This window comes from Zoogloea sp., from assembly GCF_044344315.1.
GTDB lineage: Bacteria > Pseudomonadota > Gammaproteobacteria > Burkholderiales > Rhodocyclaceae > Zoogloea.
Window position 1 is genome coordinate 1 of record NZ_JBIJDC010000030.1, and the last position, 12,760, is coordinate 12,760.

The following is a 12,760-nucleotide window of genomic DNA, read 5'->3' on the forward strand; positions in this document are numbered from 1 at the left end:
GACGCCGACCGGCGGTGGGAAGATTGACTGTTGAAGCGTCCATGTGTCCTCCAGAAGATGGTGTTGGAGGACATGATCGTCAGGGGATTACGAGCGACTGAGAAGATGACTTGGCTGGACGCTTACGTCGGAAAGGACTTCGAACACGGGGCGGGGTCGGGCAAGCATGCTTCTTGTTTCCTGGTTCATGACAACTCCAACAAAAGGTTTTCGGCTTCGATTCCAGTGATCATTTCATCCCGGCAGCCCTGAGTGCCTGTGCCAGGTGAACGCCACGGCTATCTCGCAATATACGCAGCCAAAAAAATGGATCCACCCCTGAATGAGCCGAGTTTTGCGAACGTGAGCATGCGCGATTGCGAATGTTGCAAACCATCTTGGGAATGAGGCTGAACCACTCTTGCACCGTTGATTGAGCGTCGCAGGAGGTGGCTTTCGGTACGACACGAGGCGATGCATAGGCCGCGTGCCGTATTGATCTTTTTGGCGATGCCTTCTTGGTTGGTAATGACAACGCCACCCCGTGGGCCGCGCTGGCTCTTAAAGCGCGCGCTCGAACATGGGAGATCCTTGAAGAATGAGTCCCGGCACCAGGCCGGGACGATGGATGCTGGAGACGCCTTTCTCAGGCAGCACGGGTGCGCAAGGTTCTCGCCGCGGCGACCATGTTGGTCAGCGCGGGCGTCACCTCTGCCCACTGGCGCGTCTTCAGGCCGCAATCCGGATTGACCCACAGGCGTTCGGCGGGGATGCGCTCGGCCGCCTTCTGCATCAGCGCAACAATGTGCTCCTGGGTCGGGATGTTGGGCGAGTGGATGTCATACACACCGGGGCCGATCTCGTTGGGGTACTTGAAGTCGTCGAAGGCATCGAGGAGCTCCATGTCGGAGCGGGCGGTTTCGATGGTGATCACGTCGGCGTCCATGTCCGCAATGGAGGCGATGATGTCGTTGAACTCCGAATAGCACATATGGGTGTGGATCTGGGTCTCGTCGCGGACGCCGTTGGCGGTGATGCGGAAGCTCTCCACTGCCCAGTCCAGGTAGTCTTGCCACTGGGCCTTGCGCAGCGGCAGGCCTTCGCGCAACGCGGCTTCGTCGATCTGGATCACGCGGATGCCGGCCTTCTCCAGGTCCAGCACTTCCTGGCGGATGGCCAGCGCAAGTTGCCTGCACGACGCCGAACGCGGCTGGTCGTCGCGCACGAAAGACCAGTTGAGGATCGTCACCGGGCCGGTGAGCATCCCCTTCATCGGTTTGCTGGTGAGGGACTGGGCGTAGGTGATCCATTCAATAGTCATCGGGCGGGGACGGCTGATGTCGCCGAACAGGATGGGTGGCTTCACGCAGCGGGAACCGTAGGACTGGACCCAGCCGAACTGACTGAAGACGTAGCCTTCGAGCTGCTCGCCGAAGTACTCGACCATGTCGTTGCGCTCCGCCTCCCCATGCACCAGCACATCCAGGCCCAGGGCCTCCTGCTCGCGTACGCTGCGTTCGATCTCCCGGCGCATCGCTGACTTGTAGCCGGCCATATCCAGATGGCCCGCCTTGAACTCGCTGCGTGCCTGGCGGATCTCCGCCGTTTGCGGAAAAGAACCGATGGTGGTGGTGGGAAATATGGGCAGCTTCAGCCATTCGGCCTGCTTGGGGGCCCGCTTGTTGTAGCGGCTTTCGCGCATGCCCAGGTGGGTATCGATGCACGCGACGGCGGCCTGGACGGCGGGATGGGTCACCCGCGATGACGTGCGCCGGGCGGCGAGCGCAGCCTGATTGGCGGCAAGTGCGTCGCGGACGGCGTCGCGGCCATCCCGCAATGCGGCGCCCAGCAGCTTCAATTCGTCGAGTTTCTGCAGGGCGAAAGCCAGCCAGGACTTCACTTCCGCATCCAGCTTCTCCTCGCTGGCCAGATCCACCGGCACATGCAGCAAGGAGCACGAAGGGGCAATCCACAGGCGCTCCCCCAGGCGCTGGGCAATTGGCTCCAGCCAGTCGAGCACTGCCGTGAGGTCAGTCTTCCAGATGTTGCGGCCGTTGATCACGCCCAGGGACAGCACCTTGCTGGAAGGAAGCAGGTTGAGGATGGGGCCCACGTCTTCACGACCATTGATCGCATCCACATGCAGCCCCGCCACCGGCAGATTGGCGGCCAGGTACTGGTTCTCCTGAAGCTGACCGAAATAGGTCGCCAACAGCAGCTTAGTTCGGCTGCTCTTGAGTTCGTGATAGGCAGTGTTGAAGGCGTGCCGCCAGTCCGCATCAAGTTCGGTGACCAGCAGCGGTTCGTCGATCTGCACCCATTCCACGCCCTGCTCCGCCAGAGTATCCAGCAGTTGGGCATAGACCGGGAGCAGGCGTGGCAGCAGCGCCAGCTTGTCGGAATCATCCTTGGCCTTGCCAATGGCCAGGTAAGTCACCGGGCCGATGATGACCGGCTTGGCCTTCACGCCCTGGGCCTTGGCTTCGGCGAGTTGTGCGAGCAGGCGCGAGGCATCGAGCTGGAAGTCGGTTTCTGCGGTGAATTCAGGGACGATGTAGTGGTAGTTGGTGTCGAACCACTTGGTCATCTCACCGGCGGTCACGCCACCGCAGCAGCCGGTATGGACCTCCGCGGCCTGGGCTGAACGGCCTCGGGCCACGCGGAAGGTATTGTCGAGCACATCCCCGTGAAAGCCGCGCACCCGCTCGGGCAGGTTGCCGAGGGTGAAGCTCATGTCCAGAACCTGATCGTAGTAGGAGAAGTCGCCCACGGGCACCAAATCAATACCGGTCTGATCAGCCCAGTGGCGCTGGCGCAATTGTGCGCCGAGAGCCTCCAGGGCATCGCGGGAAGAATCCCCCTTCCAGTAGGACTCCAGCGCGAATTTCAACTCGCGCCTAGCGCCGATGCGGGGAAAGCCAAGAGTGTGGGTGGTGGTCATGTGTTGCTCCGGGATGCGATGAAGCATCGAATGGTAGGGAGCAGAGTCAATGAAGTAAAATGGTCTTATCTCAACAATCTATGAATTTTTCTCACTCAAATGCTTGAGCGAATTCACCTAGCCGTCATTCTCGAAGTAGAAAACCGGGGTTCCCTGACGGCCGCTGCCGACACCCTGTGCGTTACCCAGTCCGCCCTCAGCCACAGCATGAAGAAGCTGGAACAGCAGCTTCGCACCGACATCTGGCGGCGCGAAGGACGCAGCTTGCGTCTTACCCAGGCCGGTGAGTACCTGCTTGCGGTCGCCAACCGGGTGCTGCCGCAGTTCTCCCAGGCAGAGGAGCGCCTGCGCCAGTTTGCCCAGGGCGAACGCGGCACGCTGCGCATCGGCATGGAATGTCACCCCTGTTACCAGTGGCTGCTCAAGGTGGTCTCTCCTTATCTGGCAGCCTGGCCCGACGTGGATGTGGATGTGAAGCAGAAATTCCAGTTCGGCGGCATTGGCGCCCTTTTTGGCTACGAGATCGACCTGCTGGTGACGCCTGATCCGCTGTTCAAGCCGGGGCTCATTTTCGAGCCGGTGCTCGACTACGAGCAGGTGTTGGTAGTCGCCCGGGATCACCCCTTGGCGCAGGCGCCCCATGTCACGCCCGGGCAGATCGCGCAGGAGATCCTGATTACCTATCCGGTTGCGCCCGACCGGCTCGACATCTATACCCGCTTCCTTCAGCCGGCGGGCATCGCCCCCAGGCGCCACAAGACCATCGAGACCACCGATATCATGCTGCAGATGGTTGCCAGCCGACGGGGTGTGGCCGCCCTGCCCCGCTGGCTGGTCCTGGAGTACGCCAGCAAGGTCGATGTGGTCCCCGTCCGTCTTGGGCCCGACGGTATCTCCAAGCAGATCTTCCTGGGCGTGCGGGAAACCGACAGCGCCATCGACTACCTCCAGGCCTTCATCGAACTGGCCCGCCAGCCGATGGCAGCCGCCGTTATGCCCTGACGCCCTTCAGCAGACTGATGATGCTGGAGAAGTCCAGCCCGCCATGGCCGGCCCGGCTGTGGGCGGCATACAGGGATTCGGCCAGGCTTCCCAGGGGTACCGGCGCGCGCCGGGCGATGGCCGCCTCCAGGGCGAGGCCCAGGTCCTTGAGCATCAGGTCGCTGCCGAAGCCGCCAGAATAGCCGCGGGAAGCCGGTACATTGTCCATCACGCCCGGTACCGGGTTGTACTTCTCGAGCACCCAGTTGCCGCCGGAGCTCGTCCTCATGATGCCGGCAAGCACCGCCGGATCCAGGCCGAGGGACTCGCCCAGGGACAGGGCCTCGCTTGTGCCAATCATTAGGATGCCCAGGAGCATGTTGTTGCACAGCTTGGCGGCCTGGCCGGCCCCGGCATCGCCCGCATGGGCGATGTTCTGCCCCATCTTGCGCAGCAGTGGCTCGGCCCGCGCCAGGTCGTCCTTGCACCCACCCACCATGAAGGTCAGGGTGCCAGCCGCAGCGCCGGCGGTGCCACCCGAGACGGGCGCGTCCAGCACCGCGATGCCGGCAGCCCGCCCCGCCTGGGCCAGCTTCTGCGAACTGGCCGGGGCGATGGTGCTGCAGTCGATGAGCAGGGTTCCGGCAGGCAGGTCAGCCAAAAGGCCGGGGGTCTCGCCGTCGCCGAGGAACAGCCCTTCCACGTGGTGGCTGGCCGGCAGCATGCTGATGACGACGTCGGCCCCGGCAACGGCGGCCCGGGCTGACTCGGCGATGTACGCGCCGTGTTCGGCAAGACGGTCCCGAGAGGCGGGATCGAGATCGAAGCCCCGCACGGACAAGCCTCCTTTGGCAAGGTTGGCGGCCATCGGCCCGCCCATGTTGCCCAGACCGATGAAGGCGATGGTGTGGTCGTTCATGTGTGTCTCCTTGATGTTGTCAGCCGAGATCGGCCAGGGGGTGTGAGCCCGCAGCGCGAAGACGGAAATGCGCGCCAATCTCGTCCGGCCCGACGTCCCGCAGACTGGCGTGGCGCCAGCGCGGGTTGCGGTCCTTGTCGATGAGCAACGCCCGCACGCCTTCGGCGAAATCACCTTGCACCGTGCACCCCACCGAGACCGCGTACTCCAGCCGGAACACGTCGGCCAGCGACAGATGCTGTACCCGCTGCCACAGGGCCCAGGAGAGGTGTGCCGAACTCGGCGCGCCGCGCGTGAAGGCCTTGCCGGCCGTTGCGAGCCAGGGATCGGCATCGTCGGCCAGGGCCGTCAGGCGTTCGGCGATGCCGTCCAGCCCATCGTGGCCGATCAGCGCCTCGATCCGGTCGAAGTGGGCCCGCAAAGGGCCCGCCAGGTTGTCACGCGGCGTTGACAGGCGATCAAGCAATGCGCCCAGGCGGGCGTGGTTGGCCTCGTTGCCGCCAGCGACCTCTGGCGCCTCCCAGCGCGTGTCGCCCAGCAGTCCCGCAACACGGGCTCGCTCAGACTCATCGACGATGAAATCCGCCAGGCCGGCAAAGCGCGCATCGGCGGCGCCGAGGGGCGCGCCGGTGAGCGCCAGGAACAGCCCCACATGGCCGGGCATGCGGCGCAGGAACCAGCTCCCGCCCACGTCCGGGTACAGCCCGATGGAGATCTCCGGCATCGCCATGCGGGTGGAAGGCGTTGCCACCCGGTGGGAGGCCCCTGCCATCAGCCCGATCCCTCCCCCCATCACAATGCCCTGCCCCCAGCACAGCACCGGCTTGGGATAGGTGTGAATGCGATAGTCGAGGCGGTATTCGCGCTCGAAGAAAGCCGCTGCCGCGGGCGCGACTTCGCCGGCCGGCACGGCCTTGATCGCCCGGTACAGGGCCGCCACGTCGCCGCCGGCGCAAAACGCCTTTTCGCCACTACCGTCAAGCAGCACCCCGACAATGTGGGGATCCGCGGCCCAGGCATCCAGCTGCGGCGCCAGTCGGTCGATCATTTCCAGGGACAGGGCGTTGAGGCTCTTCGGTGCATTGAGGGTGGCGTGCCCGAAGCGCCGGCCGCAGGCCGTGGGGATCTGACGCAGGATCACGCATTCATTGTCCATCGTTCGCTCCTTCATGCGTTGAGCCATTGCGGTTTGCGCTTCTCCAGGAAGGCAGCGACACCTTCACGCTGGTCCGCCGTATCGAAGAGCTTGACGAACTCGGCCCGCTCCACGGGCAGCGCCTCAACCGGAGACATGCTGCGGGCTGCCTGGATAAGGCGCTTGCAGGCCGTCACGCTGGTGGGGCTCTGGCGCTCGACGGACCGGGCCAGTTCAAGGGCGCGAGCAAGTGCTTCGCCCCGGCCGGTAACCTCTTCCACCAGGCCGATGCGCAGCGCCGTGGACGCATCCAGACGCTCGCCGCACAGGATCAGGCGCTTGGCCCAGCCCTCACCAACCAGCCACGACAGCCACTGGGTGCCGCCCGCGCAGGGCAACAGGCCTACCGCAGCCTCCGGCAAGGCGAGCACCGACTGCTCCTCGACCACCCGCAGATCGCAGGCGAGCGCACATTCAAGGCCGCCACCCATGGCGTAGCCGTTGATCGCGGCGATGGAGACACCGCGAAACCCGGCGAGCGCCTCGAAAGCCCGCCCAAAGGCATGGGACATCCCGGCGGCAACGGCCTTGTCGCCATCGGCGAAGAGCTTGAGGTCCGCCCCGGCCGAAAAGAACTTGTCGCCCTGGCCGGTCACCACCAGGCTGTAAATGTCTCTGTCGGCGTTGAGATGGTCGACCAGCTCGACGAGGGCCATCAGGCTCTCCTGGGTCCAGGTGTTGGCCGGCGGATTGGCCAGGGTCAGAATTGCGGTGTGGCCGCGCTTTTCGAGCTCGAGCCCGGGATAGGTCCGTGTGTTCATTGCAGTGTCTCCATGGAGTTGTCGTTGAGCATGCGGCGGGCGATGATGACGCGCATGATTTCGTTGGTGCCTTCGAGGATCTGGTGCACCCGCGCATCGCGCAGGTAGCGCTCCAGCGGGTATTCCCGGATGTAGCCGTAGCCGCCATGGATCTGCAGTGCCTCGTTGCAGATCGAGAAGCCCAGGTCGGTGGCAAGGCGCTTGGCCATGGCGCAGTAGAGGGTGGCACTGCCGGCGCCCGCATCCAGCCGGCTTGCCGCCAGGCGCACCATCTGCCGGGCAGCAACTAGTTCGGTGGCCATGTCGGCGAGCTTGAACTGGGTGTTCTGGAAGTCCGCCAACGTGCGGCCGAACTGGCGTCGCTCCTGGGCGTAGGCCAGCGCCGCGCTCAGGGCACCCTGTGCCGCCCCGACCGAGCAGGCGGCGATGTTCACCCGGCCTCCGTCCAGGCCCTTCATGGCAATGGCAAAGCCCTCCCCTTCGGCCCCCAGCATGTGCTGTGCCGGCACCCGCACACCATCAAAGGTGATCCCGCGGGTAGGCTGGCTGTTCCAGCCCATCTTGTCTTCCTTCTTGCCATAGCCGATGCCGGGGCTGTCAGCCTCGACCAGAAAGGCCGAGATGCCCTGAGGGCCTGCCTCACCGGTACGCGCCAGGACCACCAGCAGGTCGGTGGCACCGGCGCCGGAGATGAAGGCCTTGGCGCCATCCAGCACGAAATGGTCGCCATCACGACGGGCCCGGGTGGCGAGTGATGCCGCATCCGATCCGGCACCCGGCTCCGTGAGGCAATAGGAGGCCAGCAACTCCCCCATCGCCAGGCGCGGCCCCCATTTGGTGGCCACCTCCGGCCGGGCGAAGCGGGTCACCATCCAGGTCGCCATGTTGTGAATGGTCAGGTAAGCCGTGGTGGACGGGCAGGCGGCGGCCAGCTCTTCAAACACGATGCTGGCATCGAGCCGGGGCAGCCCCAGGCCACCATGTTCGGGCGCCGCATACAAGCCGCAGAAGCCCAGCTCACCGGCGCGTCGCAGGACGTCCACCGGGAAATGCCCCTCCGCGTCCCAGCGGGCGGCCTGGGGCGCAAACTCCCGCGCCGCAAACTCCCTTGCGGTATCACGGAAGGCGCGCTGATCTTCGGACAGTTCGAAGTCCATGATTGTGGCTCCGCGCCCGTGCCTACTTGAGGCTGATGGTGGTGTTGACCGGCGCCGCCACGTCGTCCTCGAACCAGCGCGCGGTGACTGTCTTGGTCTGGGTGTAGAACAGGACCACCTGCTTGCCGTAAGGGCCCAGATCACCGAGCTTGGACGCCCGCGAGCCGGTGAAGGAGAACAGCGGGACGGGCACCGGAATGGGTACGTTGATACCCACCTGACCCACGTCGATCTCCTCCTGGAACCTGCGGGCCGCCGCGCCGGACTGGGTGAAGATGGCAGTGCCGTTGCCATTGGGATTGGCGTTGATCAGGGCAATGGCGGCGTCAAGGGTGTCCACCGCCATGGTGCACAGCACCGGGCCGAAGACCTCCTCATCGTAGATCCGCGTCCCCGGCGTGACGCCGGAGAACAAGGTCGGGGCGATGAAGTTGCCCTTCGGGTAACCGGCCACCTCCGGCTGACGGCCGTCCAGCTCCAGGCTGGCGCCTTCGTTCACGCCCGCCTCGATGAGATCGAGGATGCGCGCCCGCGCGGCGGTGGAGATGACCGGCCCCACATCGGTACCCGGCTCGTGGCCGGCATTGACCTTCAGGCCACGCGCCCGCTCCACCAGCTCGGGCAACCAGGACGCTGCCGCGCCGACAAAGACCACCACGGAAGAGGCCATGCAGCGCTGGCCTGCCGCACCGAAGCCGGCACCCGCGAGGGCGTTGAGGGTTTGCTCCTTCTGCGCATCGGGCAACACCACCACGTGGTTCTTGGCGCCCATCATGCACTGGGCGCGCTTGCCGGCCTGGGTGGCGCGGTTGTACACGTGGGTCCCGACACGAGTCGAGCCCACAAAGGAGATGGCCTTGATGTCCGGGTGGTCGCACAGGCCATCCACCACCTCGGCCGCGCCATGAACCACGTTGAGCACGCCGGGCGGAATCCCCGCCTCCACCGCCAGCTCGACCAGACGCATGGTGGACAGGGGATCCTGTTCGGAGGGCTTGAGCACAAAGGTATTCCCGCAGGCGATGGCCATCGGGAACATCCACAGGGGGATCATCGCCGGGAAGTTGAAGGGGGTGATGCCGGCGCAGACCCCCAGAGGCTGAAGCAGCGTGTAGGTGTCCACACCGCCGGCCACATTGTTGGCCAGCTCACCCAGTTGCAGGCTGCCGATATTGGCGGCGTGCTCCACCACTTCCAGCCCGCGGAACACATCGCCTTCTGCATCGGCCAACGTCTTGCCCTGCTCGGCCGTCAGGATGGCAGCGACTTCCTTGAGATTCTCGCGGATGAGCTGCTGGTACTTCAGGAATATCCGTGCCCGGGTGCCGACCGGTGTCGACTTCCAGGTGGAGAGGGCCTTCCGTGCCGCGGCGACGGCCGCAGCCAACTCATCGCTCGTCGCCATTGGCACGCGGGCCAGAACTTCCTGGGTCGCGGGATTCACCACATCACGCCACTGGGTCGTGCGGGATTCAAGGAACTCGCCGCCAATCAGCAGCTTGACGGTAGGCACAGTACGGGGGGTGGAATCGATCATGCGTGTCTCCTTGACGTGTTTGTCATGACGGACCGGTTTGTCCCGGCACGTTCGGAGAGATCGTATTTACAGCTGCAGGAAACAACAATAAGCTATTGATGTAAACGAGAAATGTTGCGAATAAATTCGCACGTGGAATGATGATTCTGCGAATTGAGTGAATCCACCGGAGGAGACCCGAATTGAATCAAAAACTGTTCATCGGGCCACGCCTGAGAAGGCTGAGAGAGCAGGCCGGCTTGAACCAGGCGGCCATGGCCGGCCGCCTGGGCTTGTCCCTGAGTTATGTGTGCCAACTGGAGAACAACCAACGGCCGGTGAGCGCGGCCGTACTCCTCAAACTGGTCGAGGAATTCCAGTGCGACATCGCGGAGCTTTCGGAGGATCAGGACAGACGCCTGCTTGGGGAGTTGCAGACCATCTTCCGCGATCCGTCACTGGTCGGCAGACAAGCGGATCGGGTCGACATCGCCCGAATGGTGGAGCAGGTACCCGAGCTCGCATCGGCATTCATCGGCCTGGCCCAGAGGCACCACATGCTGCAAGAAGAATATGCGCTCATGGTGGATCGCATCCACGGCGACACGCAGCCTGCCACCCTGGCTCCGCTGCCCCACGAGATCGTTCGCGATTTCTTCAATCGTCGAAACAATCACATCGACAGCCTCGACCGCCTGGCCGAGGCGCTGGCCGCCGAGTTGCAGCTACGCCCCGGTGAGCGCGTCGCAGCCCTGCGCGAAGCACTGCGCAAACAGCACCGGATAGAGCTGATCCGCCTGGAGGAAGTGAAGGACGGAATACTGCGGCAGTTCGACGAGCGGAGAAGGCGCCTGGGTATCGCCAGTGGCCTGAGCGACGCCCAGCAGTCCTTCCAGATTGCAACCCAGTTCGCCCTGATTGCCCACCAGGAGGTGATTGATGCCGAGATCGCCGCGGCCGGCATCAATGAAGCCCAGGGGCAGGCCCTGGCCCGGCAAGGGCTGGCCCACTACTTCGCGGGTGCCCTGCTCATGCCCTATGCCGACTTTCTGGATGCGGCGCGCCGCGAGAAATATGACATCGAAGCCTTGCAGCGGCGTTTTGCCGTCGGCTTCGAGTCGGTCTGCCACCGGCTGTCCACGCTGCAAAGAAGCGGCGCCCGCGGTGTGCCCTTTTACCTGGTCAGGGTGGATCAGGCGGGCAACATCTCCAAGCGGCAAAGTGCCACCGCCTTTCATTTCGCCCGCCATGGTGGCGCATGCCCGCTCTGGCATGTGCACGATGCCTTCTCCCGCCCCGGCGCGATCATCACTCAGGTGGCCGAGATGCCCGACGGATCACGTTTCTTCGGTATTGCACGCACCATCAGCCGCGGTGGCGGCGGCTACGGTGCCCCCCGGAAACTCTTCTCCATTGGCCTGGGCTGTGAATTGAGTCAGGCCCGCCATTTGGTCTATGGCGATGGACTCGATCTCGATGCTCCGCACCGGGTGATTCCCATCGGCCCAGGTTGCCGGGTGTGCCCGCGGCAGAACTGTATCCAGCGCGCCTTCCCGCCCGCCGGACGAACCCTGGACATCCGGGTGGATCAGGAGTCCCTGGTGTCCTATCGCTTCGACGACGAAGCGCCAAGGGCGAGGCCGATGAACCTGTTGTAGCGGAACGGTGAGGGGAGGTGGATCGAAGGCACCTTGCCGTTCAGATGTCGGGCAATCATGAAGGCGTCTTCATCACCCGCTTGGCCACTTCGAGTCGGCGCCATACAAAATAATCAGTGAGTGCCTTTCTGGCTGCCTGACGGGCCCGATCCGGAGGGGCCTCCCTTTCCGTCAGCGCCTGCCTGGCATCGAGATCGGCCGTCAGAAAGCCGGGGCCGAGGGCCAGATAGATCTTGTCCGTCACGCGCTGCAATAGATCCTGCACGAAGGGATTGGTCTCCCAGTCATGATGAAAAGCCTCGAGATGCTCCGTGATCCTGAGCAGATCGGCCAGCTCGAATGCACTGAACTCGGTGACCGTGCAATGGTTGATGCGTCGATGAGCCACCGTGACCAGGCCGTCCCTGGCCAGTACCTTGATGGCCTCCCTGACCGGTGTGCGGCTGACTCCGAGCTCTCTTGCCACCGATGTCTCGTCGATGGCCGCGCCCGGAGGCAGCTCGTGATTCAGGATCCGGCTGCGCAGGGAATCGGCAATGGCCTCAAAGAGTGCTTTTGGACGAGGAATGGACTCAATCTGTGGCGCGGACATGCTCAATCCCAATACAAGCACCCTCCCCCTTCCGAATGGCTGATCCCGTTCGGAAGAGGCGAATAAAAGAGCCGCACGAACCCAGGTCCTGGAGAGACCCGCTCGGGAGAGAAGGAATTGGTTCGGCGGCGAAACCGTGGATCGATTTGCGGATTGCCGGGCTCGATCACCCGGCAATCCGCTGCGATCAGATGTAGCGTTTTTCGAGCGCGTCCCAGCCCGGTTTGCCCACCAGGCGCTGGCGCTCCGCAAAGGGCGTCACCAGACCGCCGGACTCCAGGATCTCCTTGTCGTCACGCAGCACGCCGAGGGCTTTCTGCATGCCCATCACCGCGCCCTGCAGCGCGGCATTGGCGTAGAGGACGATGCCGAAACCGAGCTCACCGAGCTCCGCGGCGTTGAAGATCGGTGTCCTGCCGCCAATGACCATGTTCATCAGCTGCGGGGTGGCGAGGCGCTGCGGGAGCGCCCGGATCTCTTCGGCCGTGGTGACGGCCTCGACGAACAGGATGTCGGCGCCGGCTTCGGCGAACCGCTGGGCCCGCTCGACGGCCGCCTCGAAGCCATGAACCGCCGCGGCGTCGGTGCGGGCCATGACCAGGAAATCCGGATCGCGGCGCGCATCCACGGCCGCCTTGATCTTGCTCACCGCCTCTTCGGTGGAGATCACGTCCTTGCCGGCAAAGTGCCCGCAACGCTTGGGCGCCACCTGGTCTTCGAGCTGAATGCAGTCGGCCCCGGCACGCTCCAGGGTGCGCACCGTGTGATACACGTTGAGGGCGTTGCCAAAGCCGGTATCGGCATCTACCAGCAGGGGCAGCTCGACGGCATCGCGGATACGCGCGGTGTGGTCGGCAATTTCGGCCAGGCCCATGAAGCCCTGGTCGGGCATGCCGAACCACATGTTGGTCACGCCGGCACCAGTGATGTAGAGGGCTTCGAAGCCCAGGTCGGCGATGACGCGTGCCGAGAGGGCGTTGAAGGCGCCGGGGACGATGACGCCACGCTTGGCGGCCACCAGTTCCTTGAGTTTCTTGCGGGAAGACATGGGGAGTCCTTGC

Annotated in this window: 10 protein-coding genes; 2 read left to right on the forward strand and 8 right to left on the reverse strand. The window is 64.4% G+C overall.

Annotated features, from left to right (window positions below; translation table 11 throughout):
* Positions 1-625: 625 nt before the first annotated feature.
* Positions 626-2,920 carry a 5-methyltetrahydropteroyltriglutamate--homocysteine S-methyltransferase gene (metE, locus tag ACIQ09_RS08710; protein WP_398308250.1) on the reverse strand — a complete coding sequence of 765 codons (2,295 nt, stop codon included), beginning with the start codon at positions 2,918-2,920 and terminating at the stop codon, positions 626-628.
* Between the two features lie 99 nt (positions 2,921-3,019).
* On the opposite strand from metE, the gene ACIQ09_RS08715 reads away from it, so the two are divergent.
* Positions 3,020-3,922 carry a LysR substrate-binding domain-containing protein gene (locus tag ACIQ09_RS08715; protein ID WP_398308252.1) on the forward strand — a complete coding sequence of 301 codons (903 nt, stop codon included), beginning with the start codon at positions 3,020-3,022 and terminating at the stop codon, positions 3,920-3,922.
* On the opposite strand, the gene mmsB is transcribed toward ACIQ09_RS08715, so the two are convergent.
* From mmsB to ACIQ09_RS08740, 5 genes are read right to left on the reverse strand one after another with little or no spacing between them, the layout of a single operon-like run.
* Positions 3,912-4,820 (reverse strand): 3-hydroxyisobutyrate dehydrogenase, encoded by a 909-nt coding sequence (gene mmsB, locus ACIQ09_RS08720; protein WP_398308254.1) that lies wholly within the window; start codon positions 4,818-4,820, stop codon positions 3,912-3,914. The two genes, ACIQ09_RS08715 and mmsB, sit on opposite strands and share 11 nt — an antisense overlap.
* Positions 4,821-4,839: 19 nt before the next feature.
* On the reverse strand, positions 4,840-5,976 hold the full coding sequence (locus tag ACIQ09_RS08725) for an enoyl-CoA hydratase/isomerase family protein (RefSeq protein WP_398308256.1): 1,137 nt from the start codon (positions 5,974-5,976) through the stop codon (positions 4,840-4,842).
* An 11-nt stretch (positions 5,977-5,987) separates the two neighbouring features.
* On the reverse strand, positions 5,988-6,776 hold the full coding sequence (locus ACIQ09_RS08730; RefSeq protein ID WP_398308258.1) for an enoyl-CoA hydratase: 789 nt from the start codon (positions 6,774-6,776) through the stop codon (positions 5,988-5,990).
* Complete coding sequence (locus ACIQ09_RS08735) at positions 6,773-7,933, reverse strand: acyl-CoA dehydrogenase family protein (RefSeq protein WP_398308260.1); 1,161 nt, start codon at positions 7,931-7,933, stop codon at positions 6,773-6,775. Before ACIQ09_RS08735 ends, ACIQ09_RS08730 begins: the two co-directional genes overlap by 4 nt.
* Before the next feature lie 22 nt (positions 7,934-7,955).
* Positions 7,956-9,470, reverse strand: a complete 1,515-nt coding sequence (locus tag ACIQ09_RS08740) for a CoA-acylating methylmalonate-semialdehyde dehydrogenase (RefSeq protein ID WP_398308262.1) — start codon at positions 9,468-9,470, stop codon at positions 7,956-7,958.
* 182 nt (positions 9,471-9,652) lie between these two features.
* On the opposite strand from ACIQ09_RS08740, the gene ACIQ09_RS08745 reads away from it, so the two are divergent.
* On the forward strand, positions 9,653-11,107 hold the full coding sequence (locus tag ACIQ09_RS08745; RefSeq protein WP_398308264.1) for a short-chain fatty acyl-CoA regulator family protein: 1,455 nt from the start codon (positions 9,653-9,655) through the stop codon (positions 11,105-11,107).
* A gap of 55 nt (positions 11,108-11,162) precedes the next feature.
* Here ACIQ09_RS08745 and ACIQ09_RS08750 read toward each other — a convergent pair whose 3' ends face one another.
* Entirely contained in the window at positions 11,163-11,720 is a 558-nt protein-coding gene (locus ACIQ09_RS08750) for a GntR family transcriptional regulator (RefSeq protein ID WP_398308266.1), read from the reverse strand.
* Between the two features lie 166 nt (positions 11,721-11,886).
* Positions 11,887-12,747 (reverse strand): oxaloacetate decarboxylase, encoded by an 861-nt coding sequence (locus tag ACIQ09_RS08755; protein WP_398308268.1) that lies wholly within the window; start codon positions 12,745-12,747, stop codon positions 11,887-11,889.
* Between the last annotated feature and the right edge of the window lie 13 nt (positions 12,748-12,760).

Excerpts from the sequence above, each read along its gene's own strand:
- metE (WP_398308250.1), bottom strand. The coding sequence starts at position 2,920 with ATGACCACCACCCACACTCTTGGCTTTCCCCGCATCGGCGCTAGGCGC.
- ACIQ09_RS08715 (WP_398308252.1), top strand. The coding sequence starts at position 3,020 with ATGCTTGAGCGAATTCACCTAGCCGTCATTCTCGAAGTAGAAAACCGG.
- mmsB (WP_398308254.1), bottom strand. The coding sequence starts at position 4,820 with ATGAACGACCACACCATCGCCTTCATCGGTCTGGGCAACATGGGCGGG.
- ACIQ09_RS08725 (WP_398308256.1), bottom strand. The coding sequence starts at position 5,976 with ATGGACAATGAATGCGTGATCCTGCGTCAGATCCCCACGGCCTGCGGC.
- ACIQ09_RS08730 (WP_398308258.1), bottom strand. The coding sequence starts at position 6,776 with ATGAACACACGGACCTATCCCGGGCTCGAGCTCGAAAAGCGCGGCCAC.
- ACIQ09_RS08735 (WP_398308260.1), bottom strand. The coding sequence starts at position 7,933 with ATGGACTTCGAACTGTCCGAAGATCAGCGCGCCTTCCGTGATACCGCA.
- ACIQ09_RS08740 (WP_398308262.1), bottom strand. The coding sequence starts at position 9,470 with ATGATCGATTCCACCCCCCGTACTGTGCCTACCGTCAAGCTGCTGATT.
- ACIQ09_RS08755 (WP_398308268.1), bottom strand. The coding sequence starts at position 12,747 with ATGTCTTCCCGCAAGAAACTCAAGGAACTGGTGGCCGCCAAGCGTGGC.